The 23,863-nt window shown below is 34.9% G+C and carries 15 protein-coding genes; 5 read left to right on the top strand and 10 right to left on the bottom strand.

What is annotated here, in order from left to right; all coding sequences use genetic code 11:
• Nucleotide 1: 1 nt before the first annotated feature.
• From BW935_RS08980 to BW935_RS09005, 6 genes are all read right to left on the bottom strand, one after another.
• Entirely contained in the window at nucleotides 2-454 is a 453-nt protein-coding gene (locus tag BW935_RS08980; RefSeq protein ID WP_076500741.1) for a hypothetical protein, read from the bottom strand.
• A gap of 3 nt (nucleotides 455-457) precedes the next feature.
• A complete protein-coding gene (locus BW935_RS08985; protein ID WP_076500743.1) occupies nucleotides 458-4,111 on the bottom strand; it encodes a hypothetical protein in 3,654 nt (1,217 codons plus the stop codon).
• Between the two features lie 98 nt (nucleotides 4,112-4,209).
• On the bottom strand, nucleotides 4,210-5,436 hold the full coding sequence (locus BW935_RS08990; protein ID WP_076500745.1) for a hypothetical protein: 1,227 nt from the start codon (nucleotides 5,434-5,436) through the stop codon (nucleotides 4,210-4,212).
• A 575-nt stretch (nucleotides 5,437-6,011) separates the two neighbouring features.
• Complete coding sequence (locus tag BW935_RS18355) at nucleotides 6,012-6,161, bottom strand: hypothetical protein (RefSeq protein WP_175606627.1); 150 nt, start codon at nucleotides 6,159-6,161, stop codon at nucleotides 6,012-6,014.
• A 545-nt stretch (nucleotides 6,162-6,706) separates the two neighbouring features.
• Nucleotides 6,707-8,254, bottom strand: coding sequence for a terpene synthase family protein (locus BW935_RS09000; RefSeq protein WP_076500747.1), 1,548 nt, complete (start codon nucleotides 8,252-8,254; stop codon nucleotides 6,707-6,709).
• Between the two features lie 326 nt (nucleotides 8,255-8,580).
• The gene (locus tag BW935_RS09005) at nucleotides 8,581-9,177 is read right to left on the bottom strand and encodes a Crp/Fnr family transcriptional regulator (RefSeq protein ID WP_139325524.1); all 597 of its coding nucleotides are present in this window, start codon (nucleotides 9,175-9,177) and stop codon (nucleotides 8,581-8,583) included.
• A gap of 1,367 nt (nucleotides 9,178-10,544) precedes the next feature.
• Between BW935_RS09005 and BW935_RS09015 the strand changes: the two genes are divergently transcribed.
• On the top strand, nucleotides 10,545-10,958 hold the full coding sequence (locus BW935_RS09015; protein ID WP_076500753.1) for a MauE/DoxX family redox-associated membrane protein: 414 nt from the start codon (nucleotides 10,545-10,547) through the stop codon (nucleotides 10,956-10,958).
• A 223-nt stretch (nucleotides 10,959-11,181) separates the two neighbouring features.
• On the top strand, nucleotides 11,182-11,475 hold the full coding sequence (locus tag BW935_RS09020) for a DUF6520 family protein (protein WP_076500755.1): 294 nt from the start codon (nucleotides 11,182-11,184) through the stop codon (nucleotides 11,473-11,475).
• Between the two features lie 43 nt (nucleotides 11,476-11,518).
• Here the strand turns inward: BW935_RS09020 and BW935_RS09025 are convergent, their stop codons facing one another.
• From BW935_RS09025 to BW935_RS18360, 4 genes are all read right to left on the bottom strand, one after another.
• Nucleotides 11,519-12,832 (bottom strand): RagB/SusD family nutrient uptake outer membrane protein, encoded by a 1,314-nt coding sequence (locus BW935_RS09025; RefSeq protein WP_076500757.1) that lies wholly within the window; start codon nucleotides 12,830-12,832, stop codon nucleotides 11,519-11,521.
• Between the two features lie 836 nt (nucleotides 12,833-13,668).
• Nucleotides 13,669-16,854 (bottom strand): SusC/RagA family TonB-linked outer membrane protein, encoded by a 3,186-nt coding sequence (locus BW935_RS09030; protein WP_076500758.1) that lies wholly within the window; start codon nucleotides 16,852-16,854, stop codon nucleotides 13,669-13,671.
• 28 nt (nucleotides 16,855-16,882) lie between these two features.
• Nucleotides 16,883-18,472, bottom strand: coding sequence for a TlpA family protein disulfide reductase (locus tag BW935_RS09035; protein WP_076500759.1), 1,590 nt, complete (start codon nucleotides 18,470-18,472; stop codon nucleotides 16,883-16,885).
• Nucleotides 18,473-19,239: 767 nt separating this feature from the next.
• On the bottom strand, nucleotides 19,240-19,395 hold the full coding sequence (locus BW935_RS18360; protein ID WP_175606654.1) for a hypothetical protein: 156 nt from the start codon (nucleotides 19,393-19,395) through the stop codon (nucleotides 19,240-19,242).
• Between the two features lie 389 nt (nucleotides 19,396-19,784).
• Here BW935_RS18360 and BW935_RS09040 point away from each other — a divergent pair, with 389 nt between their 5' ends.
• From BW935_RS09040 to BW935_RS09050, 3 genes are all read left to right on the top strand, one after another.
• Nucleotides 19,785-20,318 (top strand): helix-turn-helix domain-containing protein, encoded by a 534-nt coding sequence (locus BW935_RS09040; protein ID WP_076500760.1) that lies wholly within the window; start codon nucleotides 19,785-19,787, stop codon nucleotides 20,316-20,318.
• 261 nt (nucleotides 20,319-20,579) lie between these two features.
• Nucleotides 20,580-22,697, top strand: coding sequence for a DEAD/DEAH box helicase (locus BW935_RS09045; RefSeq protein WP_076500761.1), 2,118 nt, complete (start codon nucleotides 20,580-20,582; stop codon nucleotides 22,695-22,697).
• The gene (locus BW935_RS09050; protein WP_217695359.1) at nucleotides 22,660-23,349 is read left to right on the top strand and encodes a DUF2290 domain-containing protein; all 690 of its coding nucleotides are present in this window, start codon (nucleotides 22,660-22,662) and stop codon (nucleotides 23,347-23,349) included. Before BW935_RS09045 ends, BW935_RS09050 begins: the two co-directional genes overlap by 38 nt.
• The last annotated feature ends 514 nt before the right edge of the window (nucleotides 23,350-23,863 follow it).

Genomic DNA, 23,863 nt, shown 5'->3' on the forward strand with positions numbered 1-23,863 from the left:
GCTATTCAATTTTTTTGAAAAATAATTTTTGCAAAAGCCCTGATTCAGAATTAATAGGAGTCAACATTATTGAATTGCCTGTAAATTTTATTTCATAGAGCTTAGAGCTACCTGATACATTTAGCTGCAACTTTCCATCACTTGTTATTTCCCATTTCCCGTTTACATTGTATGGACGGCTTTTAAATTCCCAAAAGGCTAAAAAGGTTTTATCATCTTTGAATTGGAAGATTCTATTTTCTAAGGATTCTTCAAAATCCAAATATTGTTTTTCGTTCATTCTATTTATTTTAGAACTTGACTCACCACCTATTTGATTAATTACTTTTGATTTATCCAAAATCCATCTTCCATACAACTTTTTTTCATCGCTAAAACTTTGAGAATAGCTCGATTGGCAAATCAAAAAGGAGGACAAAAAAACCAAACATAATACTCTATTTATATTATCCATAATTTATTTATTAATAAAATTATAATCATATACTTTTAATATTTCATTATTTTCATTTTTAATATTAATCAATCTATTTACAGCATCGTACTCATAATAAATTGACAAATTTCTTGGATCAGTTATAGAGATTACACCTACTAAAGGCTTATAGGTATATGTCGTCATCATTGAATTTACTGGATGCAACCTTAACTCATCAATATATATATGAGAATTGGAACCATTCATTAAAATTTCCAACTGACTTGTTGTTATAGTTCTCTGTACAAGCTGCCAAGTAGTTGAAAGATTCTCTGTCTGACCCATAAACGACCATGTTCCAGTCCCCGAGGCTCTTCTAGCCCAAAATGTAAGTTTGAATTGATTCGAAGTGCTTGCGTTGATAGAAGATTTTGTGATTGAACCATTATTCAAATTATAGTATTTGGATCCAGTTTTTGATATAAGTCCTGAAATTGGGGTACCATTATAAGTCCATCCACCCTTATCATCGGATTCAAAAGAAGTGAAACTAACTTGAGAAGGTAAAGCATTGACAACTATTCCAAAGAGATCTCTTCCATTATTACCCCAGATCATAGTATTGTTAGTTACTCCATTTTCTCGTATTAGAATTGGTTTACCTTGAGAATTATAATCAATCACTTCATTAACTGGATAATACCCACCTAAGTAAGACAACCCATTACTACTATAAAATGTAAGGTCTGGGTTATACACATAACTTTTATCTAATAAAGGCACATTTGACCCATTTATAGTAACTATTTTATATAAGTTACCTTTTCCACTTATAATTTTTGTTTTATGAACAGTATAAGATTCTACTGGATCTCCGACAATGTTTAACTGTTTTCGTAATCCTAAAACACCAGTAGTAGTTGGCAAATCGTTTGTATATTTATATAAAGTTTCAAATTTATTGTTTAGATCATGTGTAATTGTGTGCTTTGAAAGTTGATTAAATGCATTGTAATCAAAAGACTCAGTTATTATTTGCCCACCTTTATTGGTTGTTTTGCTAACAAGATTATGAGAAGATATAAATAATTTGTAATATAGTTGTAGTGGCCTATGTCCACCTAGATAACTTAGCTTAACAGCATTTATTTGATTTGTACTATCTCGCTGATAAGTATTTTCTACTGCTTGATGAATATGATTAGTTGTTGACTCAAAACTTTTAGTGAAAATATTTTTTCCATTTTCATCTTGAAAAGAAGTAACACGAACTGAGCCCAAGGATTCACTAGGGAATGAAATTGAAGTAAAGTTGTACAATTCATTAGGTTTATTTATAAATTTATAATCTTCATAACCATTGTTGCCTCCCACTCCATTTTCATAAATGACCCTTACATCTGAATAGCCAATATGATTTCCTTGAGCTGCGTTACCATTTTCTAATGAACTTCCAGAATTACTTTGATGAAAAATATAATTTAATCCAGTATTAGTTCCATCTGGAAGGGTAATTTCATTAGTAACAAAATTACTCATATGAAAGAGTGGATTCATTAATCTACCAGAAGAAAATGAAATATCAGGTCGATTTAAATACTGATAACTTTTCTGCATTACTCTTGTATTGTTTTCATCAAATTGTCTAATCGTTTTAATTCTTGCCCCACCAGTAATTTGATTTTTAACGACATTTACATTGATGGGCTGAATATCTGAGCACTGTGATCTCATCTCCACTCTCGCATCCCCATAATATAAAGTTTGACCATTTGATTGTACATTAAAAACTTTAATTGTGTATGTCCCAGCAGGGAGGCTATTCGTACCAATTGGGTCTGATGGGAAATTTATTAACATATCATGGTTACTGACTCCCTGTAAATGCAGCCAATCATAATTCAACTCTTGAATAACATTATTACTAGGCCCAATTAATTGAACGGCGATTTTAGTCCTATCAACTTGATTTATTGTACAAGGCCCTCCTAAAAAATAGTCCTTACATCTTACCGAAAGTCTTACGTTGATAGAGCCTGTACAACCTGAAATACCAAAACCTTTATAATAGAAAGTTTTAGTTTGTGGCTGCAAAATTCCATTACCATATAAAGTAAAATTAGATGGATACACTATTTCAGACCCTTCAAGTTTATACTGGTGCGCTTCATATTCAAATGTTGATTTTCCTCCTGTAGGGTATGTTACCGAAGTCAATAATCCTGCTTTCCCAAATTCAAAATTTGCAGATCTATTAGGGGTTTGGTAATAATAATTATCATCTATATATCCAGGGTAATCAATATTTAAACTAGGTAGTAGGGGAGTTACTGGTTTTAGCGCTGTATTATTATCTCTTCCATTGTAATAACCCCAATAATCAATCCCCTTTGATTCCTTTGATGGTAATCCTTCAAAATAGGTAAAATCATATTTTTGATCACCAATCAAAACAGAATTAAGTCTTAATCTTGAAAACTTGATTTTATCTATTGCGTTTGGATTAAAATAACTCTGATTAAAAAGTATTTGCTTGCTAAATGTAATTGGAGTTGATAAGTTTGAGATTGTAATGTTTTGAAGCTTTTTCGGATTTTTGATTATTCCAAGATAATTATTCCGATCTTGTTGAATTCTAGACAACCACCCTTGAAATGTGGAGTTTTGATTGGGACTTACAAATTTTTCAATATCTAATCTATCACCATAATTAAAGGTTATATTTAGATCATAATCTGATGATTGTATAGAAGAAATGTAGACATTTTCAAATATCTGACGAGAATAACCATAATTATTATTTGGAATATAAGAACCATAGGATGCTTCAAAAGAATCAAACTCACTCCAATTGAATGGGCTAATGCTTAAATAGTCGCTAAACCCATTTGAAGGATTAATATCATAATTAAAATTCAACTCTTTACCTAATGGGCTCACTATTTTTGATAAATACCAAGTTGTAACCAATCTTCCTCCATCAAGAATTGTTTGATTAAAATCAATCAAATTCATATCACAATTCTGCCAAAACCCTAAGCATGTCCCACCCACACTAGTCGAATATTCTTTTACTGAAAAAATCGCCTTAAATCCGTTTTCATCAGTTATGGTAAAAGTGTTACCGCTAACATTATATTCAATTTTATCAGTATTTTTTTCAAGTTTTGTAACTGTTACTGGACTAGAACTATTAACCTTTTTGTTGAAAATAAATTTCCCAGAGCTATTTAGGAAAGAATATGAAAAAATATCAGGTTCAGTGTCACGTTTTCCACTAGCCAAATATGTATTCCACCAATTATAATTAAAGCCAGGAGGTACTGTTTGAGTATCGTGTAAATATCCTTGTATTGCTCTATTTGTTTGGGAATAGTTTGCTAAATCATCATATCCTTTTACAATTCTAGTGATTGATCCAACTGGTGAAATTGACCATCCTAAGCCAACATTTCCAGCATTTTCTGAGACTCTTATTCCACTAGCATGATATAAAAGATTTAAACTTATAGGTGCACCTTCAAAATCCATGGAATATAGTGGAATATTAACAGCTTGTGTTCCCGTGTATATATTTGCTGGATGTAAATCAAATTGCGTAATTCTGGCAGCCTCAGGTGATGGCGGATGTGATAATTGAGGGAAAGCCAAGAATGATTTAAATACAAGTAATAAAAAGAGCAGTTTCTTCATTGTTCATATTTATTTAATGTAAAAAATATTTTTAATGTAAATAATGCTTCCATTTGAGTTCTTCTTGAATTAATTGTTAGTGATATGTTTTTTCTATTCTAATTTACATTAATTGTAAAACCTACACTTAAACTCACAAAAGATGCATGTAGATTTTTAGTCTTCTCAAACCAAGGGTGTAATTCAGCTTGAAAAGTAGAGCTTAGTATTTTTCCTATAATTATTTCTTTGCCTAAACCTATAGAAGCGTCAATAATTACTCCTTGAAAATCTTTCGTTATGAAATTATTATTTGGTTTAAATTCCACATAATTTCTTTCGATTAAAGCCTGAGCATACCAATTAGACAGGAAGTATTTTCTAGCTCCAACATACATTCCACATCCTTTCATAAATGACTTGGAATCATTCGAATTAGCTGCTTTATAACTTCCTCCTATTAGTGCAAAAAGACTTTTGGAAACTTCATAACCGACAAATCCTTGAATTAATGATGAAAGGAAAATCCCTTCATTCAAATTATACATTAAACCAACCTTTATTTTCTCACCTTTTTGGGTAGCCATTGAACCTTCTTTTGCTTGTGTAACAACTTCTGTAAATTCAATATTTTCAAATCCAACTTTCCTATTAATTTTACTCAAGGGAGCTTCTTTTGATTCAGATAATGGTTGGTCATAATAATTAAAGTAAGGTTCTTTTAAATTTTCAAAAAAACCTAAAAGTGTTTCTCCATTAGTTTCATTTATACTACTGTTAAATAAATTTTCAAATTCAAATTCTTCAGAGAAGTTCAAAATGGAATTCTTTAAAGTAGAATAGAGATTTGAATGGGATTCTTTTAATAATTCCGTTAAGCTTTCATTTGTGAAATCACCCGAAAGCTTGACTTTTGTTTGATCAAAAAACTGATAATCTGGAACTTCTATATAATTGCCTTCTGAAATATCAATTTTGGTCTGAATCTCCAATATAAATTTTTGTTGGCTATCCAAATTTTCTATGAAAACACTCCGAATACTATCATGGTCATAATGCTGGTAAGAACTGTCAGATGTTACTTTTAAAAGGCTGTTTAGTTGTGAGTTGATTTTTTCGTAGTCAGACTTTAGCTTTCTAATTTCAGTCATCCCATCTGTTAAAACACTTTGATTTGAAAGCTTATTTATAATTTCAGACGTTGGAGTATTATTAGACCCAATTGATTGAAGCTTATTAAATTGGGCTGAGGTTTCAACCGAAACCGAAAAGTAGGTTAGCAATATTAAAGCTATATGCAATAAGATTAACCTCTTCTTTGAAAGTAAAAAATAAAATTTAATCATATTTAAAGATGTTGATTGTCTATGAAAATTTGTAAACCAAAAGAATAACCAACCTCAATAAACTTGTGTAATTAAGAATATTTTTTTAAATAAAATACTTAATACATAATTAAATTTGGATCTATCAGAGAACGATCAAATTTTAATTTTTTTTCCCAATAAAAAAATACCCACTAGTAGGTATTTTTTTATTGAAAAAACTTTCGTAAATAACTGGATTTTAGATGATTGAAGTGATCGATTTTTGAATACTAAAAAAGGAATTATATAAACGAAATCAAGCGTTTCATTTTTGCTTGAAAAATGCTAAAAAATTTTATTCTGTTTTTGCCATGAAAAAAAATTGAAAATTTTTCTGAAAAAAAGTTTTTTTCAACTTTTTCAGGTTAAAACTGAAGTTTTTTTCAAATTATTTACAGCTAATTTCAATACAAAAACGTCTGAAAAGGAGGTTATTGTATAGACATTGAATTTTATTTTTTATTTAATTTCGTTCGATGTAGGGGTCGATTTCTTCTAGGGGGATGCCGGAGAACTCGGAGAACTCTTTGATGGTGACGAATTGATGGGATTCTTTATTGAAGTATATGCGTATTTTTTGCAGGAGATTTTGGGAATATCTCTCTGACTTGGAGGTCATCCGCTGGATGTCTTGGGGGTATATGACGCATCGTTTCTTCTGCATGACTTTGCCATATTTGAGGAGGACTGTTGGATTGATGCATTAGGGGGAGAGAAATTTTAAGATTGGAGATTAGTGGTTGGAAAGTTGGAAGGTTCGAAGGTTTTAAAGTTGGGAGAATGGTTGTTAGTTATTGGAAGATTGGAAGATTATAAGATTGGGTTAATTAGTTATTAGTTATTGGGTTATTGAGTTATTGGGTTCCCCGAGGGATCGGGAGGTTTATTAGGTGACTGATGAGGGAGGTTAGTGGGATTGATCGGTGAATGTAAGTGAAAAGGAGGCTGACGCGGGGTACGGTTTGGTTGTCAATACGCCAGCCTGAACCCTCACGGGTTCCACTGTATCGTCCTATTGCTAATACTACTGAATTGAGGAAGGATCAGTAGCAAGTCTTTCCGTGCCAATTAAAAAAGAAGGACGATAAGTGCCTTAATAGGTGATTTAATTATTAGCTAAACCACTTTCAAATTTTGAGTTTATAATTCCAATTGCTTCAGTCAATAGCAGATTAGAATAAATAGTGGTGATTTTATATATTCTTTCATAGTCTAATGATTTTAATAATTACCTGATGATAGTGTTAAATTAAAAATCAATGTATCGCTTGGTGTCAAAGAGTGACCAATAAACCGCTCCTGAAACTTGGTATTTTATACTTTTCATCAAAAGCATTTTATTTTGCGAGCTTAGAGAATAGGACTCACTTAACTGATCATCCATTTCTAAGAAAAATTCGAGGTCTGATTTATGTTCTTTGATCACTTCATTGATTGCTTCATCTTCTGGTAGCTCTTTGTATATCTGAAGAAGTGAGACCAAATTGTGATGATCATTGATAAGTTTTTCTTTTTGATAGGATAAGAGGTCATTTGATTTGAATATCAAATTTGAAGCTGCAATAGTATAATTTCTTAAATCTTCCCAATGCTGATATATATCTGGTGTGATGTCTTCTATGGCAAAAAGGGAGAAGTCTAAAGCCAAATTACCCCCAGAGAATAATGGCCTATTTTCTACATATTCTTTGATAGATGGGATTCTTCTCAGGTCTAAATTTTCAGCTTCCCAAATATTGGCCTTGATATATTGGCAAAAGGATTCCTTAAAAATTTGCAGAAATTCTTCGGAAGCAATATTCATGAAATCAATCCAAAGATTCTGGAAAGAACACCAGAATAAATTGATTTTCCCATTACGAGAAGGAGTCTTATTTTCCTCCACGATTGACTTAAAACCATACAGCATTTGTCTCCAGAAATTACTCTTCTTCCCTTTTGCAAGCTTATCAGTATAATCATCCATGAAGAATAACAAAACAAAGAACTTACCAAGCCATATCGCCTTTTTCAAATTAACCTCTGGATAAAGTCTACAGGAAAGTGCAGGCATTTTCATGATATCAAAAGTGAGCCTTGTCTTACGATTGAAAAACAATTTGTGATTGATTGCCCACTCCAATGCAAAAGAATGAACGTGATCAACTTGAGGATGACATTCTGAAGGAAAGGGATAGTTAAATATTCCTTCTTCTAGCGCACGAACAGAAAATGACCGTCTGCTATAAAATTGCTGCGTACTATACCTGCTAAGTGTTCTTCTACTGACTTTTAATAAAGATGCAGTCTCAGTGTTATTAAAAACTCTAAAGAAATGTTTGTAATCTTTTTTAATTAATGGGATTGCCTTTGAATAGTGCATTTGAGAAATTCTCATCCACTTCTGGTTTGAATTTTTTGCGGAAAGAATTAATGCATTTGAAAAAGTCTTGAAATGTTTCAGCTTGCTTAAAATAGTGGCTTCGGCATCTCTTGACACTTTAATCAATTTGGCATTTTCTTTTACAACGAGGTAAGTTTCACTTGGGGATTTTGAAAAATAGGCATCCATATCGAAAGCAACCTCCTTAGCGAAGAATGGTCTAATTAGACGATTTTGGGGACAGTAAATGGCAAGTGTACCTTTTAAGACTAAAAATGCTTGATTTTCAACCTCACCTGGACTTCGAAGTATTGTTCCTTTGTTATACTTTTCACCTTCTAGATAGTCTACCAATTTGAGCACATCCGAAAACTTCACTGACATGATTTCTTCCAAGAAAGATTTCAGTAATACTGGGTCTATTGTCATTTTCATGTGTTTAAAATTTAATTATTAATAATCACATGAAATCTCGCAAAATCATCCCCCAAAAATTGAGGATACGCCTTAAGGAGGCCCTATTGAAGCTCGATTTCATAGCTTAAAATATTTATATCAAACAAACTTATAATGCTAATCAAAAACACGTATTTAAAATAAATCGGAACTATATTCACTCCAAAATATGGTTTTTTGGAGGCATCATTTCTTGTAAATGATTTAGTTAAAAGTATGAAATCAAATTATTAAGAAGCAATTAAATAAGTAAAAATTTATTAAAAGTGACAAAAAATGAGACATAAACGGTCGATTTTACGGTATTACATACTTGGTATGTAGTTTTTATTCAGTAATTCTCTATATAAATGTTGTCTAGAAACCCCCATGTATTTTGCTAAGTCTTTGAACTTGGCATTTATGATCAAATCAGGATTATGATGTTCTAAAAATTTCAATTTTTCGGGAAGATTTCTTCGATTGATTTCCGCAATGGTTTCTAATCTATCAAACTCTAGCTGAAATAGGTGTGCACTAATTCGATTGAAATATTCTGGAAATGTTACAAGTGCATTTTTAAAAATTTGACAAGAAATTGCAATTAGCTCCACATCGTATAAGGCAAACCAGTTTAGTTTAGGCATCATTGCACCTACGATATCCTGATAATCCCCAAAAATCTGTTGAGGATACAAGCAATAGATCCAGTCTCCTTTTAGATTGTGGTGTTTGGATCCTACAACGATGCCTTGGTTTAGGAAATACAAGGATTCCTTTCCTTGGTGCAATTTGATTAGACTATTTTTTCGAAATGACAGATGATGTGCATTTTTAAGCATGTCATGATATAGTTCTTCGAAAAAGAGGTTATTCTCCATCGCATATTTTTTTACTTGAAGAATCCGTTTGTATCTGTTCATATGCTTCGACATTAGATTTATAATCAAGGAAAATGATTCAAATAGGATTCACAAATAATTGAAGCAGGAATTTTTGAAATGGGAGATTTTTGGGACATTGATTGGGGGAAATGGAAGGAAAGAGGAAGGGGATTAGTTTATTAAGTTGATTGAGTTAATTTGGGGATTAAGGATGAAGGTGAAAGTTAACTGCTTAACTGTTTAGAGGTTAAGTGAGCTGGATGAGGGTGGAAAGAGGAGAAAGAGAAAAGGGGTACAAAGTACGAAGTACGATGAACCAAGTAAAAGGGGAAAGAGAAAGGGAAAAGGTTAAAGGGGAAAGGGAAAAAGTAGACCACTAATTACACGAATTGAACTAATTAAATAAACTATTTTGGATTTGAGAGGAAAGAATTAAATGACGAAGTTCAAATTAGCTTGAGGCGTATTTTAATTTGGAGCGCTGAAGCGCTGGGATTAATACGAAGGGAAAGAGAAAGGGGATAGAGATTGATATATGCTTTGCGAAATATAGTAGATATTTGCCTTCGGCGATATATGGAGAGTTGGTCAGAATTCGAAGTTCATCAGAAAAATATCGAATTACGAAGGGGAAAGAATGTTTAATTGCCCCGAGGAGTCGGGGCTGCTTAACTGTTTAGGGGAGAAATGAGGAGAAAGGTTAAAGGAGGACGGAACGTTAAGAAATGATCCCATTGGATCATTTTAGTGACGGGCCAGGTTGTAGGGTAGGTTCCCCGAGGGGTCGGGGTGTCCCGAGGGATCGGGAGAAAAAAGGGGGAAGGATTTCTCGCAACGGGCGCAACGAAATGACGCGGCGAGCGCAACGGAGGTGTAGGGAGGAAAAGGGGAAAGGGAAAAGTAAACCACTAATTACACGAATTGAACTAATTAAATAAACTATTTTGGATTTGAGAGGAAAGAATTAATTGACGAAGTTCAAATTAGCTTGAGGCGTTTTTTGATTTGGAGCGCTGAAGCGCTGGGATTGATGCGAATGGATCTCGCAGAGGACTTTTGGGTTATTGCCACGGAGGCTCGAAGGAACACGGAGGGAAATTTTGAAAACTGCATTAAGAAGGGTTCAAACAGGCATACATCGGGCAGGTTTGAAGACTTGAACCAAAGTAGAAGTTTTAGAGGAATTGAAAATCCCAATTATCTGGATTTCGAACCCCAAGGAATCGGGGCAAATTTCGAGAAGCTGGTTGAAAATTAATCATTTTGAGGGTTATAGTACAGGGTAATAAATCGATTTTTTGACAAATTTGTCACATTTTTTGGAAATATGACACCTTATGTGACAGTGTGATTTGTGGGGTAAATATCTGTTTTCTAGCTTTATACAGAAACAATGTCAGATCCCAATGAATTTAAGACAAATTATTGAATCTATCATTTTATGGCTTCTGATCGTCATGTGGACCTATACAGGTATTAGCAAATTGATTGACTTTGCTAGCTTTAGAGGGGCGATTTTAAACCAACCTTTCCCAAATGAAATTGGGGAATATGTCAGTTTAGTGGTTCCTATTATTGAAGTGGCATTAGCCCTACTTTTGATTGGTATTCGAACAAGAATATTGGGATTTGTAGGATCGGTTGCTTTGATGAGTGTATTTACAACCTATGTAGGTTTGGTGTGGGTAGGTTCATTTGAGCGAATTCCTTGTGGCTGTGCGGGAGTTATAGAGCGGCTTGGTTGGCAAGCACATTTCATACTTAATCTCTTTGTACTGAACCTAGCCATGATAGGAATAATGATTACAAAAAGAAAATAATAAGAAAAAACAGCTATCCGATTCTATGGGGATGGTGTACTAGGTAGAATCAGCACGATACCCAGGTAGCAAAAAGGGAGATACCGAAAACCCTTAATTAGAGTAGGTATAACAACCAAAAACCCAAAATATGCATTAGAATTCCTATTACGAAATCTAATACATAATCTGGGTTATAAACGTTTTTACTGTCTTTTTTGATTGTTAAAAAAAGGAGATTGTCATGAATAATTTAAAAAAACGCATACCATTATTAACATTTGTTTTGGCAGCAGTATTTGCTTTTGCATTTACTCAGCCAAAGACAAGCAGTATGGATGTATTTGGAACAGAAGATGAAATCACTTGGTATATCATTGACGAGGATGCAACCCTCGGCGTTGATTATCGATGTGATCAGTCCATTGAACCAATTCATTGTCTATATGAAGCTCCTGATCGAACAACTGGTAATCCTGTTGGTCCAATTGAGCGAGAGTTTGTCTTATTAAATCCAAATCTACCAACTGTAGATTAGATTTATAAAAAGGTACGCAGAGCCTGCGTACCTTTTCTTTTTTTTAAAAGAAGAGCAATTCTCTTGAAGGAATTGGAATTATATAATTTTCTGAGTTTGGTTCAAGTGTGAATAGTTCATCATTTACGACTCTTGTTATGGATTTTTGATACCGTGAATCTTTGTTTAATCTTCTCAAATCAGACCATCTTGTCCCTCTAAAAGCGAGTTCTTTTCTTCTTTCTTCCAATACTATATCAAGTAGTTCTTCCTTATTATTGACTTGAAAAGGTTCCCAGCCAATCTCATATCTTTTTACCATTAGTTGATTGAGATAATTCAGTCCCTCTGTCACAGAACCAACTCTGGCCTCAGCTTCGGCAGCTATCAAATAAATTTCATTGAAGGCTAAACCTCCAAAATGAGTGAATATTTGAGTATAGTTCCCTGTAAAATTTGTAAAACCATTTGGTCTTAAGGTGAAGAAAAGCCTTCTCCTTAAATCGTTGTTTTCATAAGAGTTGAGAAGAGTTGGTTCAACTTGTGAGGTAACAACTCCAGTAAATGTATATGAAACGAGTTCCGCATAGAATATCACTTCTGAATTGAAGTTATCGAATGGCAGAATCCTTACTGGAATCTCGTTATAATCAAGTAAATCATGTTGTGCATCCAAAGTTTTAACTGCATATTCCCTAGCACTTTCATAATCCTCCATTGATAAATAAATTCTTGCTAATAGTGCATTAACCGCATTTTTGGTTGGTCTTGTTGGATACTGACTTATTTCGGGTAGTAGGTCCAATGCTTGGTTTAAATCATAGAAAATTTGCTGATAAATCTCGTCCCCATTTACAAAATTCAATGGTTCATTTACATTGGGATTGGTTCTCAATACAATTCTTTGACTTAAACTTGTAATGTCTTGGTAAGTCGGAAGGAAAATCTGCGAAAGGCCAAAGTATGCCAACGCTCTATGAAATAGTGCTGAACCTTTTAGGTCATTATAGTCCTCTATCCCTATTCCTGAAATTTTTTCTACTTCTTCTAAGATTACATTGCAGGTGAAAATTGCTTGGTATGGCGCTGCCCAATCCGCCACAAATTCTTCTGGCGCGAAAGGTTCACTGTTCCATTTATATAGTTCTCTTAACCACTGACTTGAATATTGGGCTAACCCAGCATCTGTGGTTAAAAATTCATCGGAGCAAAGAACAGCAATCGAAGGTAACCTATTCATTTCACTATTATCAAGGAGGGCTCTAAGCGCTTGAACGTTATTAGGGGTAACAATATCCTTATTTGGTTTAGTATCGAGGAAGTCGTCACATGCAGTAAACATTACTGCAATCATCAATAAGTAAATTGCTTTTTTCATAATATTAAGTTTTTAAGTTTTTTTTGATTTTCAGTAGTCTTGTCTATTTCATAAATAATGAGAATATCTATATCTAAAGGAGGTTGGGACGGTGCTTGAAAGCTCATAGGGGTTAATTTTAGGGTTCCCCGAGGGATCGGGAGGTTGATTAGAAGATTGGGTCTCGCGCGGATTTCGCGGATTCTACGGATTTTTTTACCACAGATGAACACGGATGGACACTGTTGATTTTAGCCCCGAGGGATCGGGGAGAATTAAGCCCCAGCGGTCGGGCTGTGATTGGAAGGTTGGGGGGCGGGTTGGTTTCATGGGAAAGGAGGTTAAAGGTTCCCCGAGGGATCGGGAGGTTAAAGGTTTGAAAGTTGGGGGTTAGTGGTTAGTGGTTATTTGCCCCGAGGGATCGGGGTAGTGGTTTAGTGAAGACTTTCGAGGTTTTTGGAAACCTCAAAGGTCTCGTCAAGAAAAAAGGGAGGCCGGCGGGGTTACGGTTGTTTGGGATTGGTGCCGGCCTGGGGAGTGAACTCCCCCACTCCGCCGTCCAGTAGTATCGTCACCGTATGTGTATCCGGACTACTTGGGTTTATATTCGTCGTTTAACCTTATGAGGAAAGTAGACGGAGAGGCCCTGGGGATTTCAGCCCCGAGGGGTCGGGGAGATTGTAGATTGGGGGTTTGGTTGGGAGCATGGTTATTGGTTGATTTAGTTATGAAGTGTTAGAAGGTTGGAATAGCTTGTCCGCCGCGGCGGATTTTAAAGTTGAAAGGTTGGGGGTCTGGTAGGTTTCATGGGGAAAAGAGGTTAAGCGTTTGGAAGTAGTGGTTTCGTGGTTTGATTATTAGAAATTAATTCGAAGGCCTGCGGCAATGCTTCTTAAAGGTCTCATGTTTGGGAAGTCAGGATCGAGGATATCATCTGTCTTTTTCCAAATGATTCCTATATTATTGACATAGCTATATAGCTCTACATGCCTAAATGGAAGTCTTTGGAAAGTTTCTTTTTTCATATTGTAGGATAGTCTTATATCTTGAAATCGAATATGATCTCCTGGCTCAACTAAAGCAGCTGAGCGCTGAAAAAAAGCATCTCTCTGAATATTCCTCACAGCTGGTAATGCTGGTATATTGGTTCTGAGTTCATCACCAGGTTCTTGCCATCTGTTTACAAAATCACCATGGCCTATAACTCCACTTAGAAGGCTGTTGTAATCAACGGATTGCCTTCTGTAGAAATACCCGAGTCGATAGCTGATATTGAAGGATAGAGAAAATGATTTATAGGAGAAATTATTTCTAAGAGCACCAAAATGTGTAGGTCTTGCTGATCCATGAAAAATAATGTTTTCAGGTGTAGCTGCAGCCATAATGGCGCTGTAGTTTGTACTAGGTTCTCCATCCAAAACACCTCTTGGCGTTCCATTTTGAGGATCTAACCCACCCCATTCATAAGAGTATATTGCTAATAATGGTTTGCCTTCTAAAGGGACTATAGCACCAGAGGAACTGTTGATGTAATTTACAACAGAGGATCTCATTTCATAATTAGTAACTCTATCACTGAGATGACTATGCATGAAAACTGTAGACCAAGAAAAATTAGATCTTGTTATATTTTTACTAGTCAATTCAAAGTCAAAGCCATTGGTTCTAGTATCTGCAAAGTTTCCTCTTACAGTAGACCTTCCTGTTGCTGATGGAAAGGGAGTCAAACCAATAAGATCTAAACCATCTTTTCTGTAGGCTTCAAATGAACCGGAAAGTCTCCCATTTTTAGTTTCAAAATCGAGGGCTAGGTTAGTAATTTTGATTCTTTCCCATCTCAATTCTGGATTCGGTGGATTGACAATATTGGCTCTTAATTCACCAGGTAAGAGTGGGTTTCCGTTGATAAACTGAACTGTTGTGAACGCACTTAAAGACCTGTCTATGTTTCCATTATACCCATAAGTTGCTCTTAATTTGAGATAGGGCAGAAAATCAACATTATAAAAAGAATTGTTGCTGATCAACCATGCACCACCAATCGACCATAAGGGCACGCCTCGCATATTAGACTCTACGCCGAATAGATTGGACTGATCTTTTCTTGCACTAAATGACAAGATATAGGTACGGTCAATTTCATAAGAGGCATTGGCGTAGTATGAAAGAAACCTATCTACCATTCCACGATGAGGCACAGTCACATTGGGGATAGCAGATCTAGATCCAGGGTTTACAAAATTCCTAAAAAGCGTTACATTATCAGTTCGAATACTTTGAGCTACGTTATCATCATATCCAAAAAATACATTTGCATTTGTTTCTGACTGTCCTTCCTTGATTTCATATCCTCCGATTGCATTGATTTCGTGTTTCTCAGCAATTTGCTTGTTATATCTAAGTATAGCCCTTGCAGTATTGGAGTAGCTTTGTGCATTACTGAGGTTAAGGATTCCTCCAATGGGAATAGGTCTTGTCAATTGTCCATTATCTTCAACTTGAGTAAATTGATTGATTAAATTTCTAGTAGAAAATAATTCAATTGGACTATGGTTTCTATTCTGAGTTGAATTTGACCAGTATTGATATTGGATTTCAGCATTCAGTCCAGGTAATAATTGATACGCTCCATTTAGATTGATTCGATAATCATTTGATTCAGTTTTGAAATCTTGCATCCCTATCTCATCAAGTGGAATGTGTCTCCAATCCAACAATCCAAGGTCAGTGCCTGAATTGAGGAGTCTTTCATTATAGACTGTAGCAATTCCTACAGGATTACCAAAATCATCTGTTAGTCGATCATAGGCAAAACCGCTTGGTGTTTGTGTGGTAGTTTTAACCGAATTATTAGAAATATAGATGGCTGCATCAAGTTTGAGTTTATTATTTAGCAGAGACCAATCATTTCTAATATTGAGTGTATATCGATCACTATTGTTCCCTTGAATACCTGAGAAGTTTCTATCATATCCTCCAGCTACTATAAATTTATGATATGCTGAACCTCCTGATACATTGAGAGCATATTGCTGATTCACAGAATGACTGTAATAATTATTCAGTAAATCTCTTCTGAAATCTTGCTGTTTGAATTCATTTAATCTTCGTTCTACTTCCTCGGCGCCAATTCCGCCATTTCTTTGTGCCAATAGGGTCTCCACCACTGGAGATAATCTGGGTTGGCTAGGAGAGTTGATATTGTTATTATAGAAGTTTTGGCTAAACAACATCCTCTCAATTTCTATAAAATCAGCTATTGGCATTTGGGGTCTGTAGAAAAGATCAGATTGTTCAATTATAGTTGTATTGGCATTGAAAGAGACTTTTACTTTACCTTCTGCTGCCTTTTTGGTAGTAATGACAATCACTCCGTTTCCTGCCCTTGCTCCCCAAATAGAAGAGGCGGCAGCATCTTTAAGAACAGTGATCGATTCTACATCATTAGGGTTAATACTTTCAAGTGGACCGTCATAAGGGAAGTTATCTATTACGATCAAAGGCATGGTATTGGCAAATAGTGTGCTTCTACCTCTGATACTGATTGGGTCATTAGAAGGGCCTACTCTATTGAATATCAAACCTGGGGTCACATCCTCAAGTCGGTCTAGGATGTTGGTACTTATTCTTCTATCCAAGAGTTCATTATCAATTTGTACAAAAGAACCAGTTGCTCTTTCCTTAGGTATCTGTTGGTATCCTGTGGAGATAATTTCGAAAGTCTCAAGATTGAAGTCATCTGCTTCCATCTCAAATATTAATTCCTCCTTCTGAGGTATTTTGACAGACTTTGATAGCGTCTGAAAACCAATAAAAGATATCTCAAGAGTATGTTCCCCTTGTGGAAGACGGATTGCAAATTCACCATCATTGCCAGAAATTACACCTAACGTGGTGTTTTTCACTCTTATAGATGCTCCGGGTAGCGATGTCTGGTCTGAATTGGAAATAATTTTTCCTTTAAGGATCTCAGTGTCTTGTGCATTGAGGTGCAAGGCATATATAAGGATCAATGGTAGTAGACGTAAAATTTTGTTTTTCATAAATAAGGATTTAGGATGGTTATGATTTTTATTTCGTTAGGGCTTCAAAAATTAAGTTTTTTAGTGCATCAGGAACTCTTGCAAAACTTCCCGATCGGTAAATTTTGAGGTCTTTATCCAAGAGTAATTGAGATGGATAGCTATTGATATTGTAATAGGTAAGTAAGTCCCGACCTTGATCCTGACCAGCAAATAGATTGGTAGCATGTTTGGAGGTATATCGTTCAGATTGTAAGCTTTTCAACCATGTTGATTCGTTTTTATCAGAGTTGATGGAGACAAAAAGTACATTAGGGTCGTCTTTAAAGTATTCCTCAGCTGGCTTAATACATTTTTCATAATAATCTATACATGCTTTACAACCAGTAAACCAAAAGTCTATCAATACAACTTTACCTTCCCAGTCAGTAGAAGAGTTGATTACTCCATCTTCGTCAGGTAATAAAATTTCTTTGAATTTAGAGCCGATAGATCTGCTCTGAATCAATTGATCAAGAACTTGATTGGTCCAAGACAATGTCGCTATCTTTTTGGCTTCATTTAAGAAGTAATCTATTTGCTTCTGAGAGCTGAAGTTTTTCCCAATAAACCTTGTCATCAAAACTTCTTTCAATCCTGATGGGTATTGTTCAAAAAAGGTAAATGCATTCTGGACTCCGATGAGGTTATAACCAAAAGCTAGCTCTATCAACAAATCCTGAAATGCAAAAGCTTGATCTATGTCTTTGAATGTAATATTGTTGTCTGCTATGGTTTTGACATAGTTGAGGATTTCTTGTTTAATTGGATTTAATGTGGCATCAAATCGTTTAAAACTGGCTATTTCTCTGAAGTATAACTTGCCAATGTATTCAGCATGTAAAAACTGGATGATTTGTTGAGAAATGACTTCTTGGTATGTTTGAAGAATTAGGTTCTCCAAAGACGCTAGATTGAAAATTTCATCTTTGACACTTAGTAAATATGTTTTTTGATCTTCTGGGTTGGCTATAAACTTCATTAGCGGATTGAGTCCTCTGATATAATTGCCTTGAGCATCTTCATACAATATCCGATTACGATCATCCTTCAGTAGACCTTCCTTAGTAGCCCCGTGCATTACAGGGGTTTTAAGGCGTATTAACTTTTGTAATTCACGGTCAAGATCTTGCTGGAGTTGGTAATGGGCAGCATTGGGACCAACGAAATATGCTTTTGCTTGATCTTTTTCTACTATGAGTTTGACTGTATCTCCTGGGAAAGCATAGAAGTCTTTGAGCAAATAGCTAGACTCATAGAATAAGTTAAATAATGCGGGCTTAGAGAATTCTGAGGATGTAAAATGAAATACTTTGGCTCCGATATTACCAGAAAAGAAAGAACCATTTTTAGGAGTTAGTTCTTTGATTTCAGGAGGTAGAGATTTGTAACCCGCATTGATGTAGTGCTCCCAAAAATAGAATGTCATATTGTTGTCAGTAAGATCTCTCCCTTTGATCTCTATGATCAAGTGAAAAGGTAAACTTTCTTGGGTAGAAAGAGAGGAGGGATGCCCCTCCTGCTCTTTGGGTTGGGTGGTCTGAGTGAAAGCAACTTTCGTCGATATTATGAGGAATATGAGGATTAATGAGTTTTTCATTTTTATGTTGATTGGGTTGATAGATGTTGGAAGGTTGGGGGTTAATTGTTAGTTGCCCCGAGGGGTCGGGGTGGTTGATTGAGCCCCGAGGGGTCGGGGTTGATTAGTTAATGGTTGATTTAGTTATTGGGAATTAGGGATTAGAAAATTGGGTTATTGGTTGATTGAAGTGTGTGTATTAACCTTTGAGGTCTTATTTTGACCTCGAAGGTTTTAGAGATTTGAAGAAATTGCCTCGAATTATTGAGCTTCGTGCTTGTCGACATTTAAGAAAAACCCCAGCACAGTGCGCAGCAATGTGGACCGCTGCCAACCAGTTTAGCATTACTTGTTTTTAAGGGTTAGAAATTGAAGACACTGGCTAGGGTTGTGACTTTAAATCTTAGATCTAAAATTTAAGATTTGGCATAGGGGTATCCTTTGATCATCTTGGGGATGATTGAGGCTGTACTTTTCACTATGTTCCTTGTGCTATCAATCCTTTCTTGGAAAAAAGGGCATAGCTCTGTCAGGCTAGAAAAACTTGCGTCTTTTCAGCTGGTACGGGAACATGGAATAGTTCCTGATGGCTAAGAAATAGGTAATGGATCTTTCGGATGGAGCTTCATGCAGGAGCTATATGATCGGAAAGATTGCGAGCGCACCCATTAGCGTAGATAGGTTGGAAAAACGAAGTTCATCGGGGGCTCGTCTCGAATGGGAATACCTGAGCTATCCTGCGGGCTCTAGCTAGCAGTCCATGGGATAGTCAAGACCGAAAGCATATCTCAGACTGGAGATTTGATGATATTGCGCTGAATCTCTTGTAGGGAGATGATTCTACCGAGCTGATAAGGGGAAGTGCAAGCCAAACCCTCCACCCTGCTTGGCAAGGTGTGCTGCGGTCGCGCAAAAAGATTGATGTGTGTTGTGCTCGCTTTCATAATAATGTCACAATAAAAAAGAGCAAACTATGATAAAAATCCAACAGGACTAAAAGCTGGACCCTATCACTGCAACCCATGTACCGCCAGGAACTTGAACGCAGCTTATACGATAGGGCCCATATCTTTTAGTCCCGCAAATATAACTTGTAAAAGTCAAATTGCATTAACTAATGATATGAGCACTTACCTATCGTCTCGCGTTCTTCAAAACTGGCGGTTTCGGGTTACGAGCTCTTTAGTAAGTATTTTAAAATATTAATCTTTAATCAATTGATAAACACTAAGATATTTTTAACTTCTAACTAACTGAAACAAATATATACATTGATTTATTAAATTCCAAAAAAATACACAAAATAAATTAAGAAGCTCTCTTTATTTATTTCATGGATAATAAAGAGGTAGATAAGGATATTTTAGCAGGTTCAAGAATAAAAACAATGAGAGAAAGATTGCTATTAAGTACAAAAGCATTTTCCAAAGCAACTGAAATCCCAATTACTACTATAAACAGAATTGAAAATGGAATTGAATCATATGATGTCCATAAATTAACACCTATATGTGCATTTTTTGGAATAAATAGGGAAGATTTATACCATTCAAATTTTGAAATTCCAGACTGGAGGTCGTTAATCGCTAAAATGAAACGCATCCATAAACCTGGTAGTAACGCATACACATATACTTTTACAAATAGCCCCAAACTTCCGATAGTTATTGAGCAAATATTATTATCAGAAAAGATACTTGATGAATATGTTCAAGTAAAGGATATTTCGAGATTTTTATCTGAAGAGTGCCATTGGGAATACCTAAGCTCTTCAATTACTAATGCATTAAATAAATTCGTAGAAAAAGGCTTAATAGAATCGAAGCAGATATCAACTAGCTTATTTGAGTATAGAAAAAAGAAGTAGTCAATTTGTAATATTTTCTTGTTTATTAGTAAAAATACCCTGTTGGGGGTATTTTTTTGACATGGAAAAATGGGTAGGTTTGGAGAAGAGTTAGTTAAAAAATATCAACAATATTGATGATATCATGCCATTTTGGGATGCTATCAACTATTATTAGTGATAGAAAACTGTTGGTAGCAAGTGTAAAAACAGACTCCGAACCAAGAATTAGGACAAAAAGCTAACTTTGCAAATGGTGAACAACAACTAACAAGATAAAAAATGATTGATATAATAAGGGGTGCATCAAATAAACCAGTCTCAACAGAGGCACTAATTGAATTTGTTGAAAGTTCAGGAATTAGTGATGGTGTATTATATACAGGATATCCGATTGTAGGCTCAATCGAAGATAAGTCATCATTAGACGCATTACTAATTAGTTCCGAACACGGTGTAATTGTTTTTGACATTGTTGAAGAACCAGATGTCTCAAATAGAGATGAAATTAGGGATGAATTATTTAATATAGTTTTACAACGTCTTATTGGATACAAAGAACTTTCAGAAAAAAGAGGAAAACTAAAAGTAAACTTAAATGTATTGACTATTGCACCTTCTTGGCCAAAGGCAAATAAAGACCAGGAAACAATAATTGAAAAGGCCGACTTTGATTCTTTTCTATCCGAAAATGAACAAAAGGATTTATTATTTGAGGATTACAAGCGAGTAATCCAAGCTATTCAAGCCATTACAAAATTAAAAGCAAAACCACCACGAAAGACTTCAAATGAAAAGTCTAAAGCTGCTATACTAAATGACTTAGAGAAATCAATATCTAATTTGGATAGACGACAAAGTAAGGCCGTAATCGAGACAGTTGAAGGAATTCAAAGAATAAGGGGTTTAGCGGGTTCAGGTAAAACAATTGTGCTTGCTCTTAAGGTTGCTTACTTACATTCCAAATTTCCTGATTGGAATATTGGAGTTGCTTACTATACACGTTCTTTGAAAAATCAATTTATTGATTTGATAACCAAATTTACTATTGAACATAAAAACGAAGAACCTGATTGGTCGAAAGTAAAAATTCAACAAGCTTGGGGTTCATCTAAAGACAACGGATTTTACTATGAATTCTGTAAAACCAACAATGTTGAGTATTTAGACTATGATACCGCAAAGAACAGATTTGGTTCGAATGCAAATTTTATTGATGTTTTATCACAAAAAGCAATTTCGGAGGCCAAGTCAACTAATGAAATATATGATGCCATATTAATTGATGAAGCACAAGATTTTACTGAATCTTTCTTGAAACTTTGTTATAGCCTTTTAAAACCTGCATCTAAGAACAATCCGAAAAACAAAAGACTAATTTATGCCTATGATGAACTGCAAAAGTTAAATGACTCAAACTCATTAAGCAACCCCTTAGACATTTTTCCCGGAATTGATTTCTTAGACCAAAAGAATAAACCGCAACACGATATTATTTTAGAAAAATGCTACCGAAACTCTGCACCTGTTTTGGTTACTGCCCACGCACTTGGTTTTGGAATTTATCGGGAGGAACAATTAGTTACAATGTTCAGAGATATAGAACTATGGACTGATGTAGGTTATAAAATTGATGAAGGCAAATTAGAATTTGGAGAGAGAGTTGTTTTAAAAAGAGACAGTGAGTCAAGTCCAGATTTTCTAACTGAGAAGATACCAACAAATGAAATAATCGAGTTTAAATCTTTCAATTCAAATACAGAGCAATATGAATATGTTGCAAATCAAATTGAAAGTAATCTTAAAAATGACGATTTAGGTTTTCGTGATATTATTGTTATTCATCCTAATCCATTAAAAGCCAAGAATGAACTTGCTCCTTTGAGAAATATACTTTTCAAGAAAGGAATTGAATCTCACCTTGCAGGCGTAAATACTTCTCCAGATGAATTTTTTATTGACAATTCCATTGCATTTACCAGTATATATCGAGCAAAAGGAAATGAAGCAGCAATGGTATACGTAGTTGGTTCAGAGTATTGTTATGGAGGATATGAATTGATTAAGAAGCGAAATATATTATTTACTGCAATTACGAGAAGTAAAGCTTGGGTCAGAGTATTTGGAGTAGGCGAAGCAATGAATAAATTAGAAAAAGAATTCAGCAAAGTAAAAGAGGAAAAATTTAGATTAAAATTTGATTATCCTACTATTGAAGAAATGGAAAAGTTGAATGTACTTCATCGTGATTTAACTGAAGCTGACAAAAAAGCAATTACAGAATCAGAAAAAGAGGCACTTAATTTAATTTCAAAACTAAGGAATCAACAAGTCCATCTCCAAGACCTACCTAAAGAAACTATTGAAGAACTTAGAAAATTACTCAATGACAATAAATGAAACATATCAAGAAATTACGTCTATAACGCAGAAAATCATTGAGAATGGATTGTCAATAGATGAAAAGTGGCCTAATCGATCAGGTACGAAAATAAGTTGGCAAGACCAAAGAGACCTATCAATTGCATTGAGAAATATACCTTATTCAGAAAAGTATAATGTACTCAAGAATGATAGGAATTTTAATTTCAAAATGGTTGATGGCGCATTGATTCAGATGATGTACGAATACAATGCAACAGGAAGAAATTTAATTTCTCACAGATTGGCGTTCTTTCCTTCACCCACTTTAGAAAGATATGATAATGCTCCAGAGGCTTATGAAGAACAGTATTTTGGAGATTCTGAATTTCACGATATGATTGAAAAAAATGTAGTAGCATTTCCGATTCGATTTGATTATAACGTTGATGAAAATATGTTTACTGAAATTGAGCATCCATATTCTCACGTTACGTTTGGAGAGTATGAATATTGTAGAGTTCCCGTAAATAGCCCAATAACTCCAAGTATTTTTATAAACTTCATACTTAGAAATTTCTATAATTACGCCTTTCGAACTAAAGGGGTATTTTGTGAAATTTCAGAATCAAAATTTCCAAACACAATTACAGAAAACGAATCTAAAGTGTTACATTTCAATATAGTATGATACTTAAAATGACAACAAAGAGAACACCAGCTGCCAACATTTAGCCCACTAGCCAAAAGCCCTCAAAAAAATCCCTAATTGATGCATTCATCTATCAGGGATTTTATAGATAATTATGTTTGTTTTTTTAATGGCATCTATAAATGCATAGCATTTGGTTAGTGGCTGCTGTGTGCGCCTATGGCGTATTGACTGACAACCGCTGGGTGAAGGGTTTGTTAGGTGGAATAGTAGGCTGATTGGTGGATTTTAGGAAGTGGTTGTATTGGATTTTAGTTGAATTTGGGAGTATTTGGTTTGGTTTGGTGATGGTCTCCCCTACCCTTTGTTTTGGTTTTCTAGTATGCCCTGATCCAATGATTGTTTTTATAGATTTTGTAATTGGATCAAGAAGGGGTTGGATTTGGTTTGCGAGGTTTTGTGAAAGAAAGTTGGGGTTGGTTAAGGGAATTGAAAAGGGAATGGGTAAATTGGGTCTGGCTAACGAGGATTGGAAATGAGCTCAAATTGAGGG

This window comes from Belliella pelovolcani (assembly GCF_900156785.1).
In the GTDB taxonomy this organism is placed as follows: domain Bacteria; phylum Bacteroidota; class Bacteroidia; order Cytophagales; family Cyclobacteriaceae; genus Belliella; species Belliella pelovolcani.